Origin of the sequence: Citrobacter koseri ATCC BAA-895 (assembly GCF_000018045.1) — a bacterium.
GTDB classification, from domain to species: Bacteria; Pseudomonadota; Gammaproteobacteria; order Enterobacterales; family Enterobacteriaceae; genus Citrobacter_B; species Citrobacter_B koseri.
Genome location: NC_009792.1, coordinates 4,605,509 through 4,631,400, shown reverse-complemented (window position 1 = coordinate 4,631,400; position 25,892 = coordinate 4,605,509). Strand labels below are relative to the sequence as shown.

Sequence of the window (25,892 nt, the reverse complement as noted above, 5' to 3'; positions counted from 1 at the left end):
TTGTGTCGGTTAACTATTGAAAATAAATTGCTTTTTTTTACACTTGAGGCTTACACAATAATCAAGGAGGAGGTGAACATGAGCAGGTATCTCTGGTTTAGCTCAACGTGAGTATCTAAAGTATGGAATATCAGTTACATGGATTTATGATTGGCAGGGAAATATTCCTTGATATTAACGAAGCTCGAATTTTCCGGCTGCCGGTTAATAAAATGGATAGCGTCATCTCTTTCTGTGGAGTGTTTTTTAATCGGACAATGCTCCATCTGTTTGTTTACCTTTTGGTCAATGCACGTTCTCAATATGTCTCAAAGGATGAATTACTCATCAACGTTTGGGAAAAAAATGAATTATGTGCTTCCACGCAGCGTTTATCTAAAGTCGTCAAAAATCTAAATAATAAATTAAGTCTGCTGGGGCTACCGAAGAATTCAATTGTCTGCGTGAAAGGAAGTGGATACATACTGGCACTGGATGATATTCAACCGCTTTATAGTGTGGTGGACAATGTAGATTATCAATACCGATATCGCTGAGGTCAGTAACCGTTTATTCCGTAGCGTGATGTCGCCTTCGGATTCTTACCCTGGACGTTTTACGCCCAGGGATTTTTTTATTGTCTTACTGCCCGTAATAGGCGTTCGCGCCGTGTTTACGCAGATAATGTTTGTCGAGCAATTCTGGCTGCATATCCGGTAGCTGCGGCGTGAGCTGGCGGGAAAACAGCCCCATATAGGCGCACTCCTCAAGCACCACGGCGTTATGCACGGCGTCAGCGGCGTCTTTCCCCCAGGCGAATGGCCCGTGTGAATGGACTAATACCGCCGGGATCTGCATTGGGTTCAGACCGCGTTCTTCAAAGGTTTTGATGATTACCTCGCCCGTCTGGTATTCGTATTCCCCTTTAATTTCCTCCACGGTCATCAGCCGGGTACAGGGGATTGCGCCATAGAAATAGTCGGCATGCGTGGTGCCCCAGGCGGGCAGGTCAAGACCCGCCTGTGACCAGATCGTTGCATGGCGGGAATGGGTATGCACAATTCCGCCGATCTGCGGATAACGACGATAGAGCGCCAGATGCGTCGGCGTATCGGACGAGGGCTTTTTGCTGCCTTCAACGACCTTGCCGCTGGCGATCTCCACCACCACCATATCGTCGGCGGTCATGACGTCATATTCAACGCCGGAAGGTTTAATGACCATCAGTTTTCGCGTTTCATCTACGGCGCTGACGTTACCCCAGGTGAATGTCACCAGATGGTGTGCCGGAAGCGCCAGATTGGCTGCCAGCACCTCGGCTTTTAACTGCTCTAACATGTGAATCCTCCTTCCTGCATACGCGCTTCTATCCAGCGCCGCGCCTGGATAATTTCCAGCACCGGCTCTTTGGCCTTTTCCGTCCACATCTCAATCAAAAACGCGCCACGGTAGTTCAGCTCATGCAGCGTTTTGAAGATGCCGACAAAATCCACGCACCCTTCGCCGAACGGCACGTCGCGGAACTGACCGGGGCTGTTCTCGGTCACCGGCTGCGTGTCTTTCAGGTGGATGGCGGCGATGCGGTCAATACCGAGCTTCAGCTCAGCGGCGACGTCGTTGCCCCAGGCGCTGAGATTGCCGACATCCGGGTAAACGCTAAACCACGGCGAGGCGAGCAGCGCGTCCCATTTTTTCCATTTGCTGATGGAGTTCATAAAGGCGGTGTCCATGATCTCCACCGCCAGCATCACCTGCGCCGCTGCGGCTTGCTCCACCGCCCACGCCAGCCCTTCGGCAAAGCGTTGTTGCGTACCTTCGTCATGTTCTTCGTAATAGACGTCATAACCCGCCAGTTGAATGGTGCGGATACCCAGATCGCGCGCCAGGTGAATCGCTTTGGTCATGATGTCGCGCGCCCGCTGGCGTACGGCCTCATCGCGACTGCCGAAGGGAAAGCGACGATGCGCGGACAGGCACATTGACGGGATGGCCACGCCGGTTTCCAGCATGGCGGTCACCAGCGACGCCCGCTGCGTGGGGCTCCAGTCCAGGCGCGACAGGCGTTCGTCGGTCTCATCCACCGACATTTCGACAAAGTCAAAGCCGCAGCTTTTCGCCAGCACCAGGCGCTCCGGCCAACTGAGGTCTTTTGCCAGCGCTTTTTCATAGATACCTAACGGATGATTACGCATGCTGCTCTCCCCAGATGGCGTTAATTTGCGCGTGGAACCCGGCAGCAACCTGTGCCGGATGCGCCGCCCCTGCCAGCGCGCGCCCGGCGATAAATGCTTTGACGCGAATATCTTTAAACAACGGCAGATCGGCAGGCGTAATGCCGCCGGTAATCGACAGCTCCAGGCCAATATCAGAAAGCGCCTTCATCCGTGCCAGATCCGCGTCTCCCCACTGCTGTCCGCTGGCCTGCGCGTCGCGCCCACGGTGGTAAATCGCCTGACGCACACCGGTGCGATACCACGCGCGGGCATCGTCCAGCGTCCAGTTGCCGAACAGCTCCATTTGAATTTCACCGCCGCAGGATTGCGCGACGGCATGGCCTTTCTCCACCGTGGCGAGCGGCGCCGCACAGATAATCGTCATCCAGTTGGCGCCTGCGGCAAAAGCCTGCTGCGCAAGCGTTTCACCCGCATCGGCCACCTTCCAGTCGGCAACGATGATTTTATCCGGGCACTGGGCGCGCAGCGCTTTCACCGCGCCAAGCCCCTCGGTTAAACAGAGGATGGTGCCAGCCTCAACGATATTGACGTGGTCCTGTAACAGGGCGACATCGTGAAGCGCCGCCTGAAGGTTGGTGTGGTCGAGCGCCAGTTGCAGTAATGGTCGGCTCATAATGCGTGCTCCTTAATGCGGGCGTGGTAGCCCTGTAATGCCTGAATCAAATCCTGGTATTGGTGGTATTTGCGCTGATAAAGACGGTGCGCGGCCATGTCGGGCATCAGCGTGCGTACCGGGTGCCGTAAGGCGTGCTGAGCCTCGCTGAAACTGCGGTATACGCCGGTGCCGACGCGGGCGGCGAGCGCGGCGCCAAAGCAGCCGGTCTCTTCAACCTGCGGCAGTTCGATGCGCAGGCCGCTGACATCCGCCAGCATCTGCATCCAGACGTCGGAGTGCGCCGGGCCGCCGGTCACGCGCAGGGTGTGCGCCTCAGTAAAGCGTTCGCGCATACGGTTGAGATGGGTCATGTGGCTGAACACCACCCCTTCGTAAATGGCCTGTAGCAGATGCGCGCGGGTATGCAGCGCCTGCATGCCGTAAAAGCCGCAGGTCATCTCCAGCCCGGCATTGCTGCCGTACAGAAACGGCAGGAAAAAGAGCTCGCCGCTCGCTTTTGGCAGACTGGCGACGGCCTGGTTGATCTCGTCAAAAGAGAGTTCGCCCCACTGGGCGGTAAACCATTCAAGATTGCCGGATGAGGTAGGGCTGGCTTCGTGAACGATGTACTGCCCGTCGTTGACGTAGCGGCCATAGACATAAGGGTGCGCTTCGTGGTCGCGCAACCCCTCGGTGATCCCGCTGGTCACCGCCCAGGTGCCCATCACCGCGTTGAGGGTGAATTCATCTTCAATACCGGCGCAGAGCGCGGTGGAAACCACGTCAAACAGACCGCCGACGACGGGCGTGCCCGCCTTCAGACCGGTGATGGCGGCTGCCTGAGCAGTGATCTCCCCGCATATTTCGGCTGACCCCATAATGGGGGGCAGCGCATCGTCGATTTCACTGATGCCCAACCATTGGGTCAGGCGCGGGTCATACTGCCCGCTGCTCATGTTGTAGAGGTTGGACTCAGAAATGTTGCTCTCTTCGCACCCTTTTATGCCGGTTAAGCGCCAGCGCAGATAGTCATGCCCCATCATCACGCAGCCAATTTGTGCGTAACGTTGAGGGTCGTTCTCTTTAATCCAGCGCAGCAGAGAGGCGGGATGCCCGGTCCACAGCGTCTGGCGGGTAACGGGGTAAAGCTGTTCAGGAATGCCGTCCTGCTGCCAGCGCTGGACAATCTTCAGCGCCCGGCGGTCGGAAGAGAGAATGGCGCTGCCCAGCGGCTGATCCTGCCTGTCGAGCAGAAACAGTCCTTTACCCTGAGCGGAGATACCGACGCCTTTAATTTGCTCGCCGGAGATGCCTGTACGCTGCAAAAGCCCGGTAATGGTGGCTGCACACTGTTGCCAGAGCTGGTGCATGTCGCGTTCGGCGTAACCCGGCAGTGGCGTTGCCGTCTGTAACGACTGCCGGTTGATCCCATGCTCATGACCTTTGGCGTCATACAAACCGGCTTTCAGATAAGTACCGCCACAATCGATGCCCAGCCAGAAGGCCTCTTTCTCTCTCATCTTTCATGTCTCATTTTTGCCGGATGGCGCCACGCTTATCCGGCCTACGGGTTTTGTAGGCCCGGTAAGCGCTGCGCCCCGGGCATGGTGTTACGCGGCGTGTTTACGCGGACTCATTGTCTTTGCCGGTGTCGAACCCGCATCGCATTTCGCGGGCAGCAACAACGCCAGCAGCGCGGCCAGCGCCAGGGAGATCGCCAGGCAATAGACGCCCGCATCTTTGCTGTACAACGTGATCAGTACGCCAACCGCGTAGGGGCCGCAGAAGCCGCCGAGGTTGCCAAGCGCGTTGATAACGCCGCGTGCGCCGCCCGCCATCTCGGCGCTGAACAGACGTGCCGGGATCGTCCAGAAAACGCCCGCCGCCGATTGCAGGAAGAAGCCGCAGCCGACCAGCGCGGCATAGGCCAGCCAGATTTGGTTTTTCAGCGCCACCGACAGGAACATGCACAGGGCGAAGCCAATCAGCGGCAGGCAGACAAACAGTTTGCGTTTACCCGTGCGGTCGGAAAGGAAAGAGAACAGGAACATCCCGGCGATCGCACCGACGTATGGCAAAATGGCGAGCATACCGACTTGCCCCATGCTGCTGTGGGTCAGCTCTTTGAGGATGGTTGGCAGCCAGAGGGTGTAACCGTAAATCCCGGTCTGATAGAAGAAGTTCAGGGCGATAAGTTGCCACATGGTTTTGTCGGAAAGGACCGCGCTGAGAGAGGCGTTTTTGACTTCGCTTCCGGCAATGGCTTTCTGTTCTGCGGCGAGGGTTTCCACCAGATAGTTTTTTTCCGCCCCGGAGATCCAGCGGGCTTCCTGCGGCCGGTCATAAATGGTGTACGCCCACAGCACCAGCACGACGAGAGAGAGCAGACCTTCAATAATGAACAGCCAGCGCCAGTCGAGTACGGTGATTATCCAGCCGGAGAGCGGGGCGGTGATAATCCCGGCAATCGGCACAAACATAATCACAATGGCGTTCGCACGACCGCGTTCAGCGTCCGGGAACCAGTTGCTGATCATCGTCAGTACGACGGGCAGCATGCCGCCTTCCGCCACACCCAGTAAGAAACGCAGGGCAAGCAATTGATACTGGTTGGTGATTAAGCCTGTGAGGACGGAAATAACCGCCCAGGCAACCAGCGACCAGCCGATAAATTTCTTGCCGCTGCCGTGAACGGCGATTTTGCCGCCGGGAACCTGTAAGAACAGATAGCCGATGAAGAAAATCCCGCCAGCCAGACCGGCCATAGTGGCGGAAATACCTAATTCGGCATCCATTCCGCCAGGCATCGCGAAAGCAATATTCACGCGGTCCATATAAGAAATAATACAGGTAATCAGAATGGGCGGAATAATTCGCAGCCAACGCTGACGAGGTATATCTTTTTCTGTAGGGCGAGAGGTCATATTCATCTTCGTATTCTCGTAAAGTAAGTATTCTGGCGATGAAAAGTAAATTATTTAATGCCTGATGACGTTTTGCTTATCAGACCTACGCCGCCATCCGGCAACGTCTTATTATTTGGCGTTATTTAATGCCGTAATGCCGTCGCGTAATATCGCTACGCGGTGACTGACGTCGGCATTAGCGTTAATTTCCAGTAACTTAATACCCATGAATTGCAGAACGTCTGTTCCTGCGCAGGTCAGTAATTCACGGGCATGTTCCTGCGTCATCATGCTGTCAGGGCAGAAAGGTGCGAAAGGCGCATGTAAATCCTGCCATTCGCCGTATTCACCGCTTTGCGTTGTACCGGAGAACATCAGCGCGCCGAGTTTGCCAGCCTGTTTCACCTGCTGCGTATGGGTTAGTGGCAGGGTGGTGTTGCGTCCTTCAATGGCGGAACGCGCCCAGTTAATGCAAACGCTGATGTCGTAGTCGGCAATCACCTCCAGCACGTTGTCCAGAGGCAGGAATCCTTTGCGCGGCGCGGCGCTGGTCATCGCGTCGCAGTGTTCCAGCACCAGGTCGCACGGCCAGTCCCAGCCAGCGATCTCTTTCACTGAACGGGCAAATGCGTCCGTTGCCTGCGCGACGTTTGGGTTATCGGCCTGCGGTGCGGCGTGCAGCTCAAGCGCGATCACTTTCCCGGCGCTTGCCGCGTTGATTGTCGTGATCTTCTGGTAAAGGTGGCGATAGTACGCCACACAGGCCTGACGCTGATCTTCATTGCTGGAGGCCAGCCCAAAGCCGCGGTTTTCACCGCGACGGCGCATGGTCTCCATAATCGCCGTCACGACGATTTGCCAGTTGCCTGGCGTATGGCGCAATAACCACGCGTCGCCGAGTGGGTGAAGATGTTCAAGGCAGGGTTGCTCCAGCCCACGAATATCAGGAGTATCGGAGAGTTGCCGCCAGAATTCCTTCTCTTCCTCTTCACTCTTTTGGTGAAATGAGGGTGCACAGGGATACGCACCGATAATATAACCGGTATTGTTCGTTTTCATGTTGTGCTCCAAAGATAACGTTTTATAAAGCGGATATTGCCACTTTAACGACGATTTTCCGTATGGGTGTCGCGACCGTTTTATTGCAGCCAGGGCGATGAACATCCTGCGGGAAAAAAATAGCGTAGCTTCCCGGAACCATTTCAAAGAAAGATTCATGTTCACTGTCGTGATAGAAAATAATATCGCGCTGTTCTAATAACGATTCGCTGATTTGGTTATTACCGGTGTCGATGGCAACCCCTATTTTTTCTTCACCCCAGGCGAGAAACTGAATATCCAGATAACGGCGATGAACTTCTGGACGGTTTTCAGCCGCAGTGCGGGTGGTTAAATCAATTATCTGGGCAAAAATATTTTTGCCGTCGATTTCCACCACCCCAGGGTCCAGCGTGCGAAAGTCGGTGGTGCGTAAGAAATCGAGCGCCTTTTCAATCGCGTCTGGCAGACGACACGGATTGGGCTGTGCGATATGTCCAAATATCATGCTATGCCTCCTTACAGCGCCTGGATTTTGGCCCATACGCTGTCATCGACGGTGATGCCGTTGCGGCGATTCTCATCCCGCAGCCGGGTAAATTCGTGGCCTGGCAGACGGATTGCCACGTTCTCATCGGCGCGCTCAGCGGTGGTGACGAAATCCATAATGCGCTGGAGTTTGGCATCGCGCGTGGCGCCATCAATCAGCTTATCGACCTCAATAGCGATGAAGATCTGCGAAACGCCGTATTCGTCGCTGTTTTCCTGGGTAACTTCGGCAACGGAAGCGCCGTCGGAAAGCAGGGTGGCGATCATATCCAGCACAATCGACAGACCTGACCCTTTCCAGTAGCCCATCGGCAAAATGCGGCGATTTTTTTCGATCACGCCAGGTTCTTTGGTCAAATTGCCTTCATCGTCGAACCCGCCGTCTACCGGCAGCTCACGTCCCGCCAGCCGGTTCACCTCTAACATGCCGTAGGAGAACATCGACATCGACATATCGATCATGGTGATTGGCGATGAAGGGATGGCGACGATCAGCGGGTTCGTGCCAATGCGGCACTCTTTTGACCCCCACGGCGGCATCACGGCGATAGAGTTGGTCCAGCAGATGCCGATGTAGCCTTTTTCCGCCGCCTGCCAGCCGTAGCTGCCGCCGCGCATCCAGTGGTTGGCATTGCGTAACGCCACCAGGCCGATGCCGTGGTCGGAAGCCAGTTCAATGGCGCGATCCATCATTTTTTTCGCCGTCAGATTGCCGATGGCTCGCTGAGCATCCCACTGCTCAATGGCGCCAAGGCTGGTGATGCGCTGCGGTCTGGCATCAGGAATGATGTCGCCATTATCCAGTTGCTGAATGAAACGGGGAAAGCGATTCACGCCATGCGAATAGACGCCGGATTCTGTAGTACGGGCAAACATCTCTGCACAGGCGTCAGCCGTTTCCGCCGCAACGCCGCGCGCCAGCAGCACCCGATTGAACGCCTCTTTTAACTGCTCAAAAGTCACTTTCATTCCTGCTTCTCCCGTTTATTTTTGACCGCTTTTTTATCTTTAAATTTCACTATGCGAAATCTGATTTCAAATATAGCGATCAAATTTTGACAGATCAACGGGGTGGTCTATTTTTTAAAATCATCAAAATCAAATAGTTGTGTTTTTTCGGTTCAGATCGTGAACTGAAACACACTTTGCGCTACCATCAGAGCGCGACGAAAAGGGGAGCGGAAGCGATGGGCATAAAAGAGAGCGAAATGACGCAAGAAAAAGAGAGGCCAGCCGGTAGTCAGAGCCTGTTCCGTGGTTTGATGCTGATTGAGATCCTCAGTAACTACCCGAACGGATGCCCGCTGGCGCACTTGTCTGAACTGGCAGGGCTGAACAAAAGTACCGTGCATCGACTGCTACAGGGATTGCAGTCCTGCGGGTATGTCACTCCCGCGCCTGCCGCCGGAAGCTATCGTCTGACCACTAAATTTATCGCTGTCGGGCAGAAAGCCCTGTCATCGCTGAATATCATTCATGTGGCTGCGCCGCATCTTGAGACGCTGAATATCGCCACTGGCGAGACCGTCAACTTCTCCAGCCGTGAAGACGATCATGCCATTCTGATCTATAAGCTGGAGCCGACCACCGGCATGCTGCGCACCCGCGCCTATATCGGTCAGCATATGCCGCTGTATTGCTCTGCGATGGGGAAGATTTACATGGCGTTCGGCCATCCTGACTATGTGGAAACCTATTGGGAAAGCCACAAGGATCAGATCCAGCCGTTGACCCGTAACACCATTACCGGGTTGCCGGCGATGTATGACGAGCTGGCGCAAATTCGTGAAAGCGGTATGGCGATGGATCGCGAAGAGAATGAGCTGGGCGTTTCCTGCATTGCCGTGCCGGTGTTTGATATTCACCATCGGGTGCCATACGCCATCTCTATTTCGCTTTCGACGTCCCGGCTCAAGCAAATCGGCGAGAAGAATCTGCTCAAGCCCCTGCGTGACACCGCGCAGGCGATCTCGAATGAGTTGGGTTTTACCGTGCGCGCTTAAGGCAGGCGCCCGGAAGATGATGGGCATCTGACAAAATTTAATCGTTTCCCTCGTCGGATCAAAGCAGCGATCGCGCTCTCTCTGGCACTCTGGGGTTTTACGCAGGTGGAGAGGGCAATGAACCGATTTATCATGGCGGATGCGGCGAAATGTATCGGCTGTCGTACCTGTGAGGTTGCCTGCGTAGTGGCGCACCAGGAGAACCAGGACTGTGCGGCGGTATCGTCCGGGGAATTTGTCTCCCGCATCCGGGTCATTAAAGACGATGCGTTTACCACGGCGGCGGCATGTCGCCAGTGTGAAGATGCCCCCTGCGCGAACGTGTGCCCAACGCAGGCTATTCGTCGCGATCATGGGCACATCTTCGTGGAACAAGCGCGCTGTATCGGGTGTAAAAGCTGTATGCTGGCGTGCCCGTTCGGCGCGATGAACGTTGTGTCGCGAACCTCACGCGTACAGGCGATTAAATGCGATCTTTGCTGGCACCGTGAAACGGGCCCGGCATGTGTGGAGGCCTGCCCGACTGACGCGTTGCAGTGCCTTGATGTGGAAAACGTGCAGCGACAACGACTGCACGCGCAACCCGTCTGAGTGTCACCCCGGTCAGGCGATGACCGGGGAGGCTGTCAGCCTTCGCGCCAGGCGCGCTCAACCTCTTCAGCAAGAATTTTCACCCCTGCCTCAATTTTTTGCGGATCGGGAACGTAGTTCATCCGCATGCACTGGTGCGTATGCGGCCAGGGTTTGTCCAGCCCCGGGAAGAAGTAGTCGCCGGGAACCATCAATACGCCGCGCGCTTTCAGACGCTGGTACAGCAATTCAGTTGAAATCGGCAAATCTTTGAACCACAGCCAGAGGAAAATAGCGCCTTCCGGTTTATGGATCAGGCAGCGATTTTCCGGTAAATACCGGCGAATGGTCGCGATTGTCTCCAGTACGCGCTGGTAGTAGAACGGTTTTATTACCGTTTCCGACAGGCGCAGCAGGTCGTTACGCTTAATCATTTCGCACATCATTGCCGGGCCAATACCGCCAGGCGACAGGCTGATAATGCCGTTCATATTGGTGATGGCGGTGATGATTTTTTCATTGGCGATAATGATGCCGCAGCGGCTGCCGGGCAGCCCCAGTTTGGAGAGGCTCATGCACAGGATGATATTCGGATTCCACAGCGGGCGTGCTTCGCTGAAAATAATGCCCGGGAAGGGAACGCCGTAGGCGTTATCGATCACCAGCGGGATGCCGTGCTGATTGGCAAGGGTATCCAGCTTCATCAGCTCTTCGTCGGTAATCACATTGCCTGTTGGGTTAGTCGGGCGCGACACGCAGATCATGCCGGTCTCTTCCCCGATGCGCAGATGTTCAAAATCAACGTGGTATTTGAACTGACCTTCCGGCAATAGCTCGATATTCGGGCGAGCGGAAACGAAAAGATCCTCTTCCAGCCCGGAATCGGCATAACCAATGTATTCCGGCGCCAGCGGGAACAGCACTTTTTTAGTCGTCCCGTCGGCGCGGCGTCCGGCGAAGAGATTAAACAAGTAGAAAAACGCGCTCTGACTGCCGTTTGTTAGTGCAATATTCTGTGGTTCGATATCCCAACCCAGATTCTCACGCAGCAGCGACGCGAGCGCTGTCAGTAGCTCCGTTTTTCCCTGCGGACCGTCATAATTACAAAGCGCATCAGTGGCTTTGCCGTTTTCCAGCATTTCGCCCAGTAGCGAATGGAAGTAATTCTGCATTTCCGGGATTTGCGCTGGATTACCCCCGCCGAGCATGATTGCGCCGGGCGTGCGTAAGCCGTCATTGAGGTCTTCCATCAGGCGGGTAATGCCTGAATGGCGGGTAAATTTGTCGCCAAAAAGTGAGAATGTCATAGCAGGTGGTCTGTCGAACTCATTATCAAAGTGGCTAACCATAGCGCTACCTATGGCAGGGTGCAAATCAGGCGTTAACGCCGTGGTTGATGTTTTATGCTGAAGATTTTTATCTGGCTGGTGTTTTGTTTTGATGAGACGTCCGGCGGATGGGCACACCGGACGTCAGGCAGGATTAAGGGCGACCCGCCCAGACGACCATGACCTTATCGTCGTCGTGCTCGCGCACAAAACCGTACCCCTGCTTCAGTGAGAGCGTGGTTTGCTTACCGGCGCCGATGGCGGGGTGTCTGGCGCGGAACTGGCTGATTCGCTGCCAGTGGGCGACGGTGGCGGCGGATTTACCGTTGATATCCTGCCAGTTCATGTCAGAACGGGCGCCTTGCAGCGGATCGGAACCCGTCGGGCCAAAGGGGCGTGCGGATTCGTCGCCATAAAAGATCTGTACGGCGCCGGGCGCCAGCAGCAGAAGCTCTGCGGCCTTATCGCCGCCTTCCCGAAAGAGGCGAGTGTCGTGTGAGGAGAGATAACTCAGCACGTTGAAATCCTGTAATTTCTCTGCCATTTGCTGCCAGGTGGCGTCCATATTCGCCAGACAATCGACCGCTTTTGCCGCCTGCTCCTGGTAGTCAAAGTTGATCATCGCATCAAAGCCGTGGCGGTAATAATCACTCTGCATGACGCCGTGGCCCCAGGCTTCACCAGTCATCCAGAAAGGCGTGTCGTCCAGCGTCTTGTCCGGGTTGGCCTGTTTCCACTCGGTCAACGCCGCGCTGGCCTGGGTTTTCAACTGCTGCCAGGCAGGAAGTTCGACGTGTTTGGCGGTATCTACGCGGAACCCGTCGATGCCGTAATCACGCACCCACTGACTGAGCCAGTGGGTCAGATAATCCCGCGGCGTGTAGCCCTCAATGGCTTTTGCACGGGTATCCGGTTTGTTTTTATAGAACACCGGCAGGCCGGAAGGGGTTGTGGATTCCGTTTTAATATCGGGCAGGAAGGCCAGCGACATGGTCAAATCGTCAAAGCCAGGATTGTCATAATCGCCAATATCCGTGCGAATCCATTCTTTCCCCCACCATGCTTCCCATGCCGCTTTGTCGCTGAAGTTGATGTAGTCATTAAAGCTGTGCCAGCTTTGCCCGGCGGCGGGCTTCCAGTCAGTCCAGCGTTCGCCCAGCGTCTTTTTCAGCTCATCGCCTTGCAGATACAGCGCGCCAAACCGGAATGTCTGCATGTCCGCCAGCGTGGCGTAGCCCGTGTGGTTCATCACCACATCAAACAGAATACGGATGCCGCGCTGGTGTGCGCCATCGACTAACGCGCGAAGGTCGCCCTCGCTGCCCATATTGGCGTCCAGCGTGGTCCAGTCCTGGGTGTAATAGCCGTGGTAGGCATAATGCGGGAAGTCCCCTTTCGTACCGCCGCCGACCCAGCCGTGGATTTGCTCGAACGGCGCGCTGATCCACAGGGCATTCACCCCCAGGTGTTGCAGATAGTCCAGCTTGTTTGCCAGCCCGCGTAAATCGCCGCCATGAAAGGTGCCAATCTCCTCCATGCCATCTTTGTGGCGGCCATAGCTTTGATCATTCGTCGGATCGCCGTTCTGGAAACGGTCTGTCAGCACAAAGTAGACCGTCGCGTTATGCCAGTTGAATGCGGCGGGCGTGTCGGTTTCCGCGCGTTCAAGCAACAAAAGCCCGTTGCTGGTCGCGCCGGGTTGCAGCGTAATCTGACCGTTCTTAACGGTAGCGGTTTGCTGGCTGTAGTAATCGCGCACGACAGCGCCTTCCGGGAAGGTGTGACTCACCTCCAGGGTCAGCGGCGAGCCGTTCCACGTCGGGCACTGGCGCACCGTGCTGGCGACGGGATCGGCGGTGCTTTTTATCGACAGCGTTAGCGTTGGCGTACCGGAGCGGGTATCAATCTCCAGCGAGTAGTCGCCGTCTTTAAACAGTCGCCACTGTGGCGGCGTGCCTTCACACGGTTTGAGCGACAGCATCTGATTGAGTTTTATGGCATCAGCAGGTTGCCAGCACTGTTGGTCAATATGCAGCGACAAAGGGCGCGTACCTTTCGTCAACGCGGCATGGCTGACAAACTTACCCGTCCCTTCCGCCGTAAAGGGCGGGAATCCCTGAGATGTCCATGATGAGGCGAATACGATGCCGGGCATAAGCGCCAGTGCAAAAGCGGTAAGTTTCATTACGCTTTCCTTATTGCTGCGATTTTAGCCAGTATGCCGTTGAAAGATAGCGGATAACTCATCCCTCTGGCGTATTCCGCCAGGCTGAGGCGCGAGGGTGAGCGATCGTGCGCAGAAAATAGCCATGTTTTGCGATAACCACCACATTTTCTTCGTATTAATAGCGTTCTTCGCCATTATTGCGTGACAGGGTTTCGGAATTGGACTATTCCTTGGGGTGCTCTTGACGGTTATTTTTGATATGATTTGAGATTCATCTCTCATTTTTTTGAAAAATATAAGGCGTTGGAATGTATAAATCCGACTAGGAGACCTAATGATATTGACGCCCATACGACGATATGGGGCAATGATTCTTATGTTACTCACCGTAGTATTTTCGGGTGAGGTGCTGGCGAAGGCGCACACGACAACAACGAGTCAAAAGTCCCACGTAACCAAGACAGGTCATAAACAGGTAAGCAGTAAACAAGAGTATTCTCGCAATAGTGCAAAGAGTAGTTCACTTCCTGATTTGCGAAAATACCCTTCTGGAACACCAAGGAAAAAAGCGTTTCTCCGGACGGTTATGCCTTTTATCACCAGTCAAAATGCTGCGATTACTGCGGATCGTAACTGGCTGATTTCAAAACAGTACCAGAATCGCTGGTCGCCTTCTGAGCGTACGCGTATGAAAGATATCGCAGCGCGCTACAAGGTAAAGTGGTCTGGCAACACGCGTAACATTCCGTGGAATACCTTGCTGGAACGCGTAGACATCATCCCGACCAGTATGGTGGCGACGATGGCGGCGGCGGAAAGCGGCTGGGGAACCTCTAAACTGGCGCGCAACAACAATAACCTGTTCGGCATGAAATGCGGAAAAGGGCGTTGTACCAATGCGCCGGGTAAAGTGAAAGGTTACTCGCAGTTCGGCTCGGTTAAAGAGTCGGTTAACGCGTACGTGATTAACCTGAACACGCATCCTGCTTACTCGTCTTTCCGTAAGTCTCGCGCCCAGTTGCGTAAGGCGGATCAGGAAGTTACCGCAAGCGCGATGATCCATAAGCTGAAGGGTTATTCGACGAAAGGGCAGAGCTACAACAACTATCTGTTCGCGATGTATCAGGATAACCAGCGTTTAATCGCCGCGCATATGTAATGACCCGATTTTGTAGGCCGGATAAGGCGCTTGCGCCGCCATCCGGCACAAACGCCCGGTGGCGCTTCGCTTACCGGGCCTACAAACGACCACCTGCCACCGCTACAACAACACCTCACTGTACCGATCGCGGTACTCTTTTGGCGTCGTGTCATACTCCTTTTTGAAAACAGAATAGAAATATTGCAGGGATGGGTAGCCGCACATCTGTGATATTTCGTTAATCGGCAGCGTGGTTGAAATTAACAGGCTGCGCGCTTTTTCCAGTTTTTCAGCATGAATAACGGCGTGAATGGTCTCCCCGACGTCTTCTTTAAACCGTTTCTCCAGGTTCGAGCGGGAGATACCGACCGCGTCCAGCACCTGATCGACTTTAATACCTTTGCAGGCATGGTTACGGATGAAATGCATCGCCTGTATGACGGCCGGGTCGGTCAATGAGCGGTAGTCCGTCGAGCGACGCTCAACGACGCGCACAGGCGGAACCAGAATACGTTGCAGCGGCAGCACTTCCTTATCCAGCAGGCGGTGTAGCAGTTTTGCCGCCTGATAGCCCATCTGCCTGGCTCCCTGAGCGACCGATGACAGCGCGACCCGCGACAGATAACGGGTCAGTTCTTCGTTATCAATACCGATGACGCACAGCTTTTCGGGAACCGGGATATGCAGATGCTCGCAAACTTGCAGCACATGTCTTGCCCGGGCGTCGGTAACGGCGATAATCCCGGTTTGCGGCGGCAGGGTTTGCAGCCAGTCCGCCAGCCGGTTTTGCGCGTGCTGCCAGTTTTCCGGTGCGGTTTCCAGCCCCTGATAGACCACGCCACGGTATTTTTCTTGTGCAACCAGTTGGCAGAACGCGTATTCACGCTCGGCCGCCCAGCGCTTGCCGCTGGAGGCGGGCAGGCCATAAAAGGCGAAGCGATTGATCCCTTTTTCTTTCAGGTGCAGAAAGGCGCTTTCCACCAGAGCGTAGTTATCGGTGGCGATATAATGGACGGATGGATAGTGTGCAGCAAGGTGGTAAGAACCGCCGACGCCGATAATGGGCACATCCACATCGGCAAGCGCCTGAGCAATGTCATCGTCATCGTAGTCGGCAATGACGCCATCGCCCAACCACTCTTTGATGTTATCAATTCGCGCGCGGAAGTCTTCTTCAATGAAGATATCCCATTCCGATTGCGATGCTTGTAAATATTCACCCACGCCTTCCACTACCTGACGGTCGTAGGCTTTATTTGCATTAAATAACAGTGTGATACGGTGGCGTTTCTCAAACATAGTTCTTTCCCTGCTGAATCAGTCATAAAGGACAATGCCGGTACGTGTTGACCGGCATTGAGCATGACCCCTTTTCTGGAATTCAGGAACGACGTTTAGTTGCTGAGTCCATCCATACTGCCAGTAACAAGATCGCACCTTTCACGATGTACTGCCAGAATGTGGGCACGTCCATCATACTCATTCCGTTATCAAGAGAGGCCATAATAAACGCCCCCATGACGGCGCCCGCGACGCTACCCACGCCACCCGCCAGGCTGGTTCCGCCGATCACGCAGGCGGCAATCGCGTCCAGCTCGGCAATGTTCCCGGCGGAAGGCGATCCGGCGCCGAGGCGCGAACTGAGTATCAGCCCTGCAATCGCCACCATCAGGCCGTTGATGGCGAAGACTGCCAGTTTGGTTCGCTCAACGTTAATGCCGGAGAGACGAGCGGCTTCCAGATTGCCGCCAATCGCATAAATTCTCCGGCCAAACGCCGTTCGCGTCGCCATAAACATACCGCCAAGCAGCAGGAATACCAGCAGCAGTACGGGCGTTGGAACGCCGCGATAATCGTTCAGCAGCCAGATTGCGCCCAGGACAATGACGGCGGTTAGCGCCTGGCGACCGACTACCGCAGTAGAAGCCGGGGTGCTAAGCGCCAGAGCCTGCCGACGCATACGCCCGCGCCATTGCCAGCCGATAAACGCCATTAAGCTGATGGCGCCTATTGTGAAGCCCAGACCGTTGGATAAGTAGCTCTGACCAATCTGCGACATCGCCGAGCTGGTGGGCGAGACGGTCGTACCATTCGTGATGCCAATGAGAATGCCACGGAAAGCCAGCATCCCGGCCAGGGTGACGATAAACGAAGGGACTTTCCGGTAGGCGACCCACCACCCGTTCCAGGCGCCGAGCAGTAAACCCAGCGCCAGCGTGACAACAATCGTAAGCGGCAATGGCCAGCCCAGCCAGACGTCGCAGATTGCCGCGACGCCGCCTAATAGCCCCATCATTGAGCCAACGGAGAGGTCGATTTCCGCAGAGATAATCACGAAAACCATCCCCACGGCCAGAATACCGGTGATCGCCGTCTGACGAAGCAGGTTGGAGACGTTGCGCGCGCTCAGGTATGCGCCTTCCGTGGTCCAGGTAAAGAACAGCATGATCACAATAATCGCCGCGATCATGACGAACACCTGTAGGTTCAGTGATTTTAACCCAGGAAAACCGCCCGTCAGAGGGGCTGAGAGTTTCACTTCAGACGGATTGTTTTTCGACATGATATTCGCTCCTCAATGCGGCTTCCATCACCTGTTCTTGAGTCAGGTTATGATTCACCAGGTTGGCTTTCAGTTTTCCTTCGTGCATCACCAGGATGCGATCGCTTAATCCAAGAACCTCGGGGAGTTCCGACGAGATGACGATGACAGCAATACCTTGCTGAACAAGCTGGTTAATGAGTTTGTAGATTTCATATTTCGCGCCGATATCGATTCCTCGGGTGGGTTCATCGAGGATGAGAATACGCGGGTTCAGCAGGAGACAGCGCGCCAGTATGGCCTTTTGTTGGTTCCCGCCGCTAAGGCGCCCAATCGCTAAATCAGGCGAGGATGTTTTCACTTTCAGGCGTTGCAGCGATTCCAGAATGCATTTTTGCTCTGCGGCATCGTCAAGATGGCTTATCTTCCCGGTGAACCGATCGAGCGCCGCCAGTGTGATATTTTTCCCGACGGCCATAACCGGCACAATGCCGTCGCGTTTCCTGTCTTCAGGCACCATTGCAATGCCATGAGCGATCGCTTGCTGGCAATGACGAATATCCACGGCCTGATTATCGATCATGACCTTTCCTTCCCAGCGCCCGGGCCAGACGCCGAACAGGCATTGCACTAACTCCGTGCGGCCCGCGCCGACCAGCCCTGCAATGCCGAGAATCTCGCCCCGTTTCAGCGAAAAGGAGACATCATTGACGCGTTTGATGTGACGGTTGACGGGATGCCAGGCGGTAAGGCGCTCAACGCGCAAAATCTCCTCCCCGGTGGCATGCGGTTCATTAGGATAGAGCGCCGTCAGCTCGCGACCGACCATCATGGTGATGATATCGTCTTCTTCCATTCCGGCGGCTGCGCGGGTGCCAATATGTTGGCCGTCGCGGATCACGCAGATTGTGTCCGAGATAGCTTTAACTTCATTGAGCTTGTGTGAGATATAAATACACGCAATATCATGCTGTTGCAGATCGCGAATAATTTCCAGCAGCACGGTGGTTTCTTGTTCCGTGAGGGAGGCCGTCGGCTCATCAAGAATCAGCAGCCGAACTTGTTTATTAAGCGCTTTGGCAATTTCTACCAGCTGTTGTTGCCCCAGGCCCAGGTCGCCCACGCGGGTATCCGGTGAGATAGACAAGCTGACCTGATCTAACAGCTTCTGGCAGCGTAGCGTCATCATGTCGTAATCAAGAATGCCGTTACGGGTGATTTCGCTGCCCAGGAAGATATTTTCCAGCACGGTTAAGTGTTTAACCAGCGCTAACTCCTGGTGAATAATAGCAATGCCCTTACGTTCGGTATCACGAATATGGCTGGCTTGCAGTGTTTCTCCCGCAAACAGAATTTCACCTTCATAAGAGCCATGAGGGTAAATACCGCACAGCACTTTCATTAACGTTGATTTACCCGAACCATTTTCACCGCACAATGAAACGATTTCCCCGGCATTAAGCCTGAGGCTGACGTTATCAACTGCCTTCACTGCGCCGAAGGTCTTGGTAATGTTTTTCATTTCAAGTAGATAGGGCATAACTACTCCACATAAGCCAATGCGAGAACCCGGCATGGAGGGTTTGACGCCCTCCGCTGTTGTAGAGGGCGCAACGTTTACAGATCACTCTTTTTGTGGAACCCGTCTTTAATCACGGTTTCGTCAATATTGGTTTTATTAACATCAATTGGAGTAAGCAGACGGGAAGGGACATCTTTCAGACCGTTATTCAGCGTGGCGTCGGCCTTAGGTTGTTGCCCGTTACCCAGCTCGACGGCGATCTCGGCGGCGGTATTCGCCAGTAGCGTGATGGGTTTATAAACCGTCATGGTCTGCGTGCCTGCGACAATACGTTTAATGCCCGCAAGGTCGGCATCCTGACCGGAAATAGCGACTTTTCCCGATAATCCCTGAGCGCTGAGCGCCTGAATCGCACCGCCTGCGGTTGCGTCATTGGAAGCGACAACCGCGTCAATTTTGTTATTGTTTGCGGTCAGCGCATTTTCCATAATTTTCAGCGCATTTTCAGGCAACCATCCGTCCACCCATTGATCGCCGACGACGTTAATTTTTCCTGAGTCGATATAAGGTTTTAATACTTTCATTTGCCCGGCGCGGAACAATTTTGCATTATTATCTACCGGCGAGCCGCCCATCAGGAAATAATTCCCTTCAGGCACTTTATCGACCAACGCCTGAGCCTGTAATTCGCCGACTTTTTCGTTATCAAAAGAAATATAAAAATCGATGTCGGCATCATTTATCATACGGTCGTACGCTAATACTTTTATTCCTTCTTGTTTCGCTTCTTTTACGACATTGCTTAATACTTGCCCGTTATAAGGAATAATGACCAGAACATCAACGCCACGGTTGATCATGTTTTCAATCTGCGACATTTGGGTTTCTTCATTACCATTGGCAGATTGTACAAATACTTTTGCGCCGAGGGATTCGGCCTTGCTCACGAAAATATCGCGATCTTTTTGCCAGCGTTCCAGACGTAAGTCATCGATAGCCATACCAATTTTAACTTCTTTGGCATGTCCCGTTATGCTGGTGAGCAGGAGTGAAGTGCAGACGGTGAGTAAGATGTTTTTTATCTTCATAATCGTGATGCCTTTTGTTAGAGGGAACAGCGGTAAAAGTAACAATCACAGCGTGAGACGTAGCAGATTTTTAGCAGTTAATACGCGGAAGGCAATTATAGATTTTTATCTTGCAGTTACGATTTTTGGTTTATTTCGGGAATTATGACCGAGATCGTACTTTTAATGACGCATTACGCCCGTTACATTTCGTTGTTGATGAATAACCATTTTTTGCAGACGGTTACTTTTATTTTGCGAGGCGGCGCACACTTACGAATTATCTAAATAGCAGAGTGAAATAACATAATTGAGCAATGTGAATCGAGTAACCAATATTACGCCATTACCCATCCCTCGCCGTATTACCTGATTATGGAGTTCATTATGCAGGCTTATTTTGACCAACTCGATCGTGTTCGTTATGAAGGCCCTAAAAGCACTAATCCGTTAGCTTTCCGCCATTATAATCCAGATGAAATCGTACTGGGTAAACGCATGGAAGATCATCTGCGTTTTGCGGCCTGCTACTGGCATACCTTCTGCTGGAACGGCGCGGATATGTTTGGCGTAGGCGCGTTCAACCGTCCGTGGCAACAGCCCGGCGATGCGCTGGAGCTGGCGAAGCGCAAGGCGGATGTGGCGTTTGAATTTTTCCATAAGCTGAACGTGCCTTACTACTGCTTCCACGATGTGGATGTTTCGCCGGAAGGCGCCTCGCTGAAAGAGTATAAAAACAACTTTGCGCAAATGGTCGATGTGCTGGAGTCGAAGCAAGAACAGAGCGGCGTGAAGCTGTTATGGGGCACCGCGAACTGCTTTACCAACCCGCGTTACGGCGCCGGGGCGGCGACGAACCCGGACCCGGAAGTCTTCAGTTGGGCGGCGACGCAGGTGGTGAACGCGATGAACGCCACGCACAAACTGGGTGGCGAAAACTACGTTCTGTGGGGGGGCCGTGAAGGGTATGAAACCCTGCTGAATACCGATCTGCGCCAGGAACGCGAGCAGATTGGCCGCTTTATGCAGATGGTGGTGGAACATAAACATAAAACAGGTTTCCAGGGCACGCTGCTGATCGAGCCAAAACCGCAGGAGCCGACAAAACACCAGTATGACTACGATGTGGCAACGGTTTACGGCTTCCTCAAGCAGTTCGGCCTGGAAAAAGAGATCAAGGTGAACATTGAAGCCAACCACGCTACGCTGGCGGGCCACTCTTTCCATCATGAGATTGCGTCCGCCATTGCGCTGGGCATTTTTGGTTCTGTGGATGCCAACCGTGGCGATGCGCAGCTGGGCTGGGATACCGACCAGTTCCCGGTAAGCGTCGAAGAGAACGCGCTGGTGATGTATGAAATCCTGAAAGCGGGCGGTTTCACGACCGGCGGGCTGAACTTTGACGCGAAGGTTCGTCGCCAGAGCACCGACAAATACGATCTGTTCTATGGTCATATTGGCGCGATGGACACGATGGCGCTGTCATTAAAAGTGGCAGCGCGCATGATTGAAGATGGCGAACTGGATAAACGCGTGGCGAAACGTTATTCCGGCTGGAATAGCGAACTGGGCCAGCAAATTTTGAAAGGCCAGTTATCCCTGAGCGACGTCGCGCACTATGCTGAACAGCGTAATCTGGCGCCGGTGCATCAAAGCGGCCATCAGGAACTGCTGGAAAATCTGGTGAATCATTATCTGTTCGACAAGTAATCGCCATTGCGCCGCGTTTAGCCAACGCGGCGCATCGATAAAGGAGTGGTCACGATGTATATCGGGATAGATCTGGGCACGTCCGGTGTGAAAGCCATCCTGCTGAATGAGCAGGGAGACGTGCTGGCCTCGCAGACGGAGAAACTGTCCGTCTCTCGCCCGCATCCATTATGGTCGGAGCAGGATCCCGAACAGTGGTGGCTGGCGACGGATCGCGCCGTAAAAGCGCTGGGGCGAGAGCATTCATTGCGTGATGTAAAGGCGCTGGGGATTGCCGGGCAGATGCACGGCGCCACGTTGCTTGATAAACACCAGAAGGTGCTACGCCCGGCGATTTTATGGAATGACGGACGCTGTGGTGAAGAGTGCGCGCTGCTTGAGCAGCAGGTTCCGCAGTCTCGTGCCATTACCGGCAATCTGATGATGCCCGGCTTTACCGCGCCAAAACTGCTGTGGGTTCAGCGCCATGAGCCGGATATCTTCCGCCAGGTTGCAAAGGTGCTGCTACCTAAAGATTACCTGCGTCTGCGTATGACGGGGGATTTTGCCAGCGATATGTCGGACGCGGCGGGAACGATGTGGCTGGATGTCGCAGCGCGTGACTGGAGCGACACCATGCTCAACGCTTGTCAGCTAACCCGTGAGCACATGCCCGCTCTGTACGAAGGCAGCGACATCACCGGTACGGTGTTGCCTGAGGTGGCGCACTCCTGGGGGATGCCTGCGGTGCCTGTTGTTGCAGGGGGCGGAGATAACGCGGCGGGCGCGGTGGGCGTGGGGATGATCAATGCGGGTCAGGCCATGCTGTCGCTGGGAACATCAGGCGTCTATTTTGCGGTGAGCGACGGTTTTCTCAGTAAACCAGAAAGTGCGGTACACAGTTTTTGCCACGCGCTGCCCAAACGCTGGCATTTGATGTCCGTCATGCTGAGCGCGGCATCCTGCCTGGACTGGGCGGCGAAATTAACCGGTCAGGCGTCTGTTCCCGCGCTGATTGACGCGGCACGCCAGGCGGATGATAACGCGGATGCCGTCTGGTTCCTGCCTTATCTTTCCGGCGAACGCACGCCGCATAATAATCCGCAGGCGAAGGGCGTATTCTTTGGCCTTACGCATCAGCATGGCCCCGCAGAGCTGGCGCGGGCGGTGCTGGAAGGCGTCGGTTATGCGCTGGCGGATGGCATGGATGTTGTGCATGCCTGTGGCGTGAAACCCGGCAGCGTGACGCTGATCGGCGGCGGGGCGCGCAGTGAATACTGGCGACAAATGCTGGCGGATATCAGCGGGCTACAGCTTGATTACCGTACCGGCGGAGATGTAGGCCCGGCATTGGGTGCCGCGCGTCTGGCGCAAATTGCGATGAATAAAGAGCAACCATTATCTGATTTATTACCGCAGCTTCCGCTGGAGCAAGCGCATTTCCCTGATGCTGAACGCCATGCGCGTTACCTTGAACGTCGCGAAACGTTCCGCCGCATTTATCAGCAGTTATTATCGCTCATGTCTTAATCCGCTATTCCTTCCGGCAGTGGCCGGAAGGAATTCTTATTTCATATTGATTGCCTCGATATATATCGAAATCAATATGTGTGTTTTCTGATTTTCACGTTATTGTCCGGTTATCGTCTTTTCCATTCTTATTTCTTGTCTTAATGTGAATCGGCAAAGCATAAGGAGAGTGATATGGACGATAAGGTTGCGCGCAGGAAGCGTCTGGTCGGTTTAATCATGCTGGCGGGCGGTGCGCTGGTCTATCTGACAGGGCTGTGGCCTGCTTGCCACTCGTTGAGCGATAAGGGCTATTTTTTTGCGATAATGGTGATGAGTGGTTTTCCCCTGTTAATACGCCAGGAGCCGACGGGAAATGAGCGTCTGCTCACCCGGTGCAAATATCTGTTACTTCTCGCCGCAGGTATGCTTTTTGTCGGTCTATGGAATATTGATTTACCGGTCGCCGTCAAAGTGATGTGCCTTCTGGGGCTGGGCGTGAGTCTGTTGGGTACGGATATGTACGCCACGTATTCTGATGACGAATAAGGGCCGGTCAACTGACCAGCCTGCGCGTATCAGCCTTCTGTAGCAATATCGACAGCAGCAAACTTCCGGCCAGGGTGAGGGTAAAAATCCATACGATATCCAGCGGCGGCCAGCGTTTAAACTCCACGCCATTCGTCCGTAGCGCATGGATTATCAGCGCGTGAAACCCGTAAATACCGAGTGAGTGGCGGGAAATCAGCGCCAGCCCGGGAACCGTGCGCGTATTCAGGGTATTTTTGACCAGCGTGAGCAGCGACGCGGCGCAAATAAACACCATCGGGCCGCAATAGACGTACCAGGTATCGGCAAAATTTCCGCGCCAGTTGAGTTCATGTAACGTTCCGCGCGAAATAATCAATACCGCCGTAATGAAAAGCGCGGCGCTTATCCAGGTCAGCGAACGTTTTTGTGTCTCCATCATGCCAATCGCCCGGCCCAGCATGCCATAGAGGATGTAGTAAAACGTGTCGCCAGTGATATACAGGTTAACGGGGAGCCACTCAAATCCGCCGATTTTTTGCGACACGGTATTGGGGTTGGCGACAACGCCAATGACGATCATCAGCACCAACAGCATTTTGCCGCTGATGTTTTTAACCTGTATTAACGGCGATACCAGGTAGATCACCGCGATCGCGAAGAAAAACCACAGGTGGTAGAACACCGGTTTTTGCAGCAGGTTTTTCAGCGATAGCTCTGCGTTAATCGACGTAAAAAGGGTGATATATACCAGCGCGACGGCGCTATAGAACAGCAGGCAGAGCGCAATGCGCAGGAAATGTCGCGGCTGGGCGCTACGTTCGCCAAAAAAGAGATAGCCCGAGATCATAAAAAACAGCGGTACGCTGACGCGTGAGGCGGAGTTCAAGACATTGGCAAAATCCCAGCTAAACGGATTGATGCTTTGCGCATTGGTGACGTACCAGGTGGTGGCGTGGATCATCACGACCATTAAACAGGCGATCCCTCGCAAATTATCAATCCAGTATATTTTGGGTTGCATCAGTTCCTCTGCTTCCGTTTTAAATAGGGTCTGACTTGTTTATTGGCGCGGTATCTCACTGGAATATTCTGAGTTTTTACGCTAAAGCTTGTGATGGCTCAGCGAGATTCGCAAAATGCGCCTGTCTTTTGGGCTAAACCCTAACCTTAATAATAATAAGAGCGACCGGCAAATAAGGCGGTAATAAAAATGATGATGAAGTCTGTTTTTCCGGCGCTGTTAACCCTCCTGCTGGTGGGATGCGCGACGACGGCGCAGCCGGTTCAGAAGGCGCAGAAGGTCAACGTGAACCCGGAACGCTCACTGGATATGGAAGCATTGTGCAAAGCGCAGGCGGCGCGGCGTTATAACACCGGCACGCAGAAAATTGATGTGACCGGTTTTGAGCAATACCAGGGTAGCTATGAGATGCGCGGCAATACTTTCCGCAAAGAGAGTTTTGTTTGCTCTTTTGACGCAGAAGGGCAGTTTTTACATCTTTCCATGCGCTAAGTTCCCCCTTTTTCCCGTTTCGTACTGTATATCTTGCGGTCAGCGGGTATACTGATCCCTTCCTTTAAATCCACACGTATCCAGCACGAAATAATATGCAAAAGTTTGATACCAGGACCTTCCAGGGCTTGATCCTGACCTTACAGGATTACTGGGCTCGCCAGGGCTGCACCATTGTTCAACCATTGGACATGGAAGTCGGCGCGGGGACTTCTCACCCAATGACCTGTCTGCGCGCGCTGGGGCCAGAGCCGATGGCGGCTGCCTATGTGCAGCCTTCTCGTCGTCCGACCGATGGTCGCTATGGCGAAAACCCGAACCGTTTACAGCACTACTATCAGTTCCAGGTGGTGATTAAGCCATCGCCGGATAACATCCAGGAGCTGTATCTCGGTTCTCTGAAAGAGCTGGGGATGGACCCGACTATCCACGATATCCGTTTCGTGGAAGATAACTGGGAAAACCCGACGCTGGGCGCCTGGGGTCTGGGTTGGGAAGTGTGGCTGAACGGCATGGAAGTGACTCAGTTCACCTACTTCCAGCAGGTTGGCGGTCTGGAGTGTAAGCCGGTTACCGGTGAGATCACCTACGGCCTGGAACGTCTGGCTATGTACATTCAGGGCGTAGACAGCGTTTACGACCTGGTCTGGAGCGACGGCCCGCTGGGTAAAACCACCTATGGCGACGTGTTCCATCAGAACGAAGTGGAGCAATCCACCTACAACTTCGAATACGCCGATGTGGATTTCCTGTTCACCTGTTTCGAACAGTATGAGAAAGAAGCACAGCAACTGCTGGCGCTGGAAAACCCGCTGCCGCTGCCTGCTTACGAGCGTATTCTGAAAGCCGCCCATAGCTTTAACCTGCTGGATGCGCGTAAAGCCATCTCCGTTACCGAGCGTCAGCGCTACATCCTGCGCATTCGCACCCTGACCAAAGCAGTGGCAGAAGCTTACTACGCTTCCCGTGAAGCCCTTGGCTTCCCGATGTGCAACAAAGACAAATAAGA

The 25,892-nt window shown here is 54.2% G+C and carries 24 protein-coding genes; 9 read left to right on the top strand and 15 right to left on the bottom strand.

Annotation, left to right across the window (positions count from 1 at the left end):
• Positions 1-122: 122 nt before the first annotated feature.
• A complete protein-coding gene (locus CKO_RS21480) occupies positions 123-536 on the top strand; it encodes a winged helix-turn-helix domain-containing protein (RefSeq protein ID WP_012135723.1) in 414 nt (137 codons plus the stop codon).
• Between the two features lie 85 nt (positions 537-621).
• Here CKO_RS21480 and araD read toward each other — a convergent pair whose 3' ends face one another.
• The 8 genes from araD to yiaK form a co-directional block, all read right to left on the bottom strand.
• Positions 622-1,317: an L-ribulose-5-phosphate 4-epimerase gene (gene araD / locus CKO_RS21475; RefSeq protein ID WP_012135722.1), complete on the bottom strand. Its 696-nt coding sequence runs from the start codon at positions 1,315-1,317 to the stop codon at positions 622-624.
• Positions 1,311-2,171, bottom strand: a complete 861-nt coding sequence (locus tag CKO_RS21470) for an L-ribulose-5-phosphate 3-epimerase (RefSeq protein WP_012135721.1) — start codon at positions 2,169-2,171, stop codon at positions 1,311-1,313. Before CKO_RS21470 ends, araD begins: the two co-directional genes overlap by 7 nt.
• On the bottom strand, positions 2,164-2,826 hold the full coding sequence (gene ulaD / locus CKO_RS21465) for a 3-keto-L-gulonate-6-phosphate decarboxylase UlaD (protein ID WP_012135720.1): 663 nt from the start codon (positions 2,824-2,826) through the stop codon (positions 2,164-2,166). The genes CKO_RS21470 and ulaD overlap by 8 nt, the downstream gene beginning before the upstream one ends.
• The gene (locus CKO_RS21460; RefSeq protein WP_012135719.1) at positions 2,823-4,328 is read right to left on the bottom strand and encodes an FGGY-family carbohydrate kinase; all 1,506 of its coding nucleotides are present in this window, start codon (positions 4,326-4,328) and stop codon (positions 2,823-2,825) included. The genes ulaD and CKO_RS21460 overlap by 4 nt, the downstream gene beginning before the upstream one ends.
• A 90-nt stretch (positions 4,329-4,418) precedes the next feature.
• A complete protein-coding gene (locus CKO_RS21455) occupies positions 4,419-5,738 on the bottom strand; it encodes an MFS transporter (protein WP_047460323.1) in 1,320 nt (439 codons plus the stop codon).
• A gap of 105 nt (positions 5,739-5,843) precedes the next feature.
• Positions 5,844-6,773 carry a DUF4862 family protein gene (locus CKO_RS21450; protein WP_012135716.1) on the bottom strand — a complete coding sequence of 310 codons (930 nt, stop codon included), beginning with the start codon at positions 6,771-6,773 and terminating at the stop codon, positions 5,844-5,846.
• Between the two features lie 22 nt (positions 6,774-6,795).
• Entirely contained in the window at positions 6,796-7,260 is a 465-nt protein-coding gene (locus CKO_RS21445; RefSeq protein WP_012135715.1) for a YhcH/YjgK/YiaL family protein, read from the bottom strand.
• A gap of 11 nt (positions 7,261-7,271) precedes the next feature.
• Positions 7,272-8,270, bottom strand: coding sequence for a 3-dehydro-L-gulonate 2-dehydrogenase (gene yiaK / locus CKO_RS21440; RefSeq protein WP_012135714.1), 999 nt, complete (start codon positions 8,268-8,270; stop codon positions 7,272-7,274).
• A 218-nt stretch (positions 8,271-8,488) separates the two neighbouring features.
• Between yiaK and yiaJ the strand changes: the two genes are divergently transcribed.
• Both yiaJ and CKO_RS21430 read left to right on the top strand, forming a co-directional pair.
• On the top strand, positions 8,489-9,304 hold the full coding sequence (gene yiaJ / locus CKO_RS21435; RefSeq protein WP_012135713.1) for an IclR family transcriptional regulator YiaJ: 816 nt from the start codon (positions 8,489-8,491) through the stop codon (positions 9,302-9,304).
• 117 nt (positions 9,305-9,421) lie between these two features.
• Positions 9,422-9,895 (top strand): 4Fe-4S dicluster domain-containing protein, encoded by a 474-nt coding sequence (locus CKO_RS21430; protein ID WP_012135712.1) that lies wholly within the window; start codon positions 9,422-9,424, stop codon positions 9,893-9,895.
• A 35-nt stretch (positions 9,896-9,930) separates the two neighbouring features.
• Here CKO_RS21430 and avtA read toward each other — a convergent pair whose 3' ends face one another.
• Together avtA and malS are read right to left on the bottom strand one after the other, a co-directional pair.
• Positions 9,931-11,181, bottom strand: coding sequence for a valine--pyruvate transaminase (gene avtA / locus CKO_RS21425; protein WP_024131054.1), 1,251 nt, complete (start codon positions 11,179-11,181; stop codon positions 9,931-9,933).
• A gap of 175 nt (positions 11,182-11,356) precedes the next feature.
• Entirely contained in the window at positions 11,357-13,387 is a 2,031-nt protein-coding gene (gene malS / locus CKO_RS21420) for an alpha-amylase (protein ID WP_012135710.1), read from the bottom strand.
• Positions 13,388-13,703: 316 nt separating this feature from the next.
• On the opposite strand from malS, the gene CKO_RS21410 reads away from it, so the two are divergent.
• Positions 13,704-14,528, top strand: a complete 825-nt coding sequence (locus CKO_RS21410) for a protein bax (RefSeq protein WP_024131053.1) — start codon at positions 13,704-13,706, stop codon at positions 14,526-14,528.
• A 102-nt stretch (positions 14,529-14,630) separates the two neighbouring features.
• On the opposite strand, the gene xylR is transcribed toward CKO_RS21410, so the two are convergent.
• From xylR to xylF, 4 genes are all read right to left on the bottom strand, one after another.
• Complete coding sequence (gene xylR / locus CKO_RS21405; RefSeq protein WP_012135707.1) at positions 14,631-15,809, bottom strand: D-xylose utilization transcriptional activator XylR; 1,179 nt, start codon at positions 15,807-15,809, stop codon at positions 14,631-14,633.
• Positions 15,810-15,891: 82 nt separating this feature from the next.
• Entirely contained in the window at positions 15,892-17,073 is a 1,182-nt protein-coding gene (xylH, locus tag CKO_RS21400; RefSeq protein ID WP_012135705.1) for a xylose ABC transporter permease XylH, read from the bottom strand.
• The gene (locus tag CKO_RS21395) at positions 17,051-18,592 is read right to left on the bottom strand and encodes a xylose ABC transporter ATP-binding protein (RefSeq protein WP_012135704.1); all 1,542 of its coding nucleotides are present in this window, start codon (positions 18,590-18,592) and stop codon (positions 17,051-17,053) included. The genes xylH and CKO_RS21395 overlap by 23 nt, the downstream gene beginning before the upstream one ends.
• A 77-nt stretch (positions 18,593-18,669) precedes the next feature.
• Positions 18,670-19,662 (bottom strand): D-xylose ABC transporter substrate-binding protein, encoded by a 993-nt coding sequence (xylF, locus tag CKO_RS21390; protein ID WP_012135703.1) that lies wholly within the window; start codon positions 19,660-19,662, stop codon positions 18,670-18,672.
• Positions 19,663-20,028: 366 nt separating this feature from the next.
• Between xylF and xylA the strand changes: the two genes are divergently transcribed.
• The 3 genes from xylA to CKO_RS21375 all read left to right on the top strand — a co-directional run bounded on the left by xylA (position 20,029) and on the right by CKO_RS21375 (position 23,388).
• Complete coding sequence (gene xylA, locus CKO_RS21385; RefSeq protein WP_024131052.1) at positions 20,029-21,351, top strand: xylose isomerase; 1,323 nt, start codon at positions 20,029-20,031, stop codon at positions 21,349-21,351.
• A gap of 54 nt (positions 21,352-21,405) precedes the next feature.
• Positions 21,406-22,860, top strand: a complete 1,455-nt coding sequence (xylB, locus tag CKO_RS21380) for a xylulokinase (RefSeq protein WP_012135701.1) — start codon at positions 21,406-21,408, stop codon at positions 22,858-22,860.
• Positions 22,861-23,034: 174 nt separating this feature from the next.
• Positions 23,035-23,388 carry a YiaA/YiaB family inner membrane protein gene (locus CKO_RS21375; RefSeq protein WP_012135700.1) on the top strand — a complete coding sequence of 118 codons (354 nt, stop codon included), beginning with the start codon at positions 23,035-23,037 and terminating at the stop codon, positions 23,386-23,388.
• Between the two features lie 7 nt (positions 23,389-23,395).
• Here CKO_RS21375 and CKO_RS21370 read toward each other — a convergent pair whose 3' ends face one another.
• The gene (locus tag CKO_RS21370) at positions 23,396-24,391 is read right to left on the bottom strand and encodes an acyltransferase (protein ID WP_012135699.1); all 996 of its coding nucleotides are present in this window, start codon (positions 24,389-24,391) and stop codon (positions 23,396-23,398) included.
• A gap of 189 nt (positions 24,392-24,580) precedes the next feature.
• Here CKO_RS21370 and CKO_RS21365 point away from each other — a divergent pair, with 189 nt between their 5' ends.
• Both CKO_RS21365 and glyQ read left to right on the top strand, forming a co-directional pair.
• Complete coding sequence (locus tag CKO_RS21365; RefSeq protein ID WP_012135698.1) at positions 24,581-24,883, top strand: YsaB family lipoprotein; 303 nt, start codon at positions 24,581-24,583, stop codon at positions 24,881-24,883.
• A 95-nt stretch (positions 24,884-24,978) separates the two neighbouring features.
• Positions 24,979-25,890, top strand: coding sequence for a glycine--tRNA ligase subunit alpha (gene glyQ, locus CKO_RS21360; protein ID WP_001168544.1), 912 nt, complete (start codon positions 24,979-24,981; stop codon positions 25,888-25,890).
• Positions 25,891-25,892: the final 2 nt, after the last annotated feature.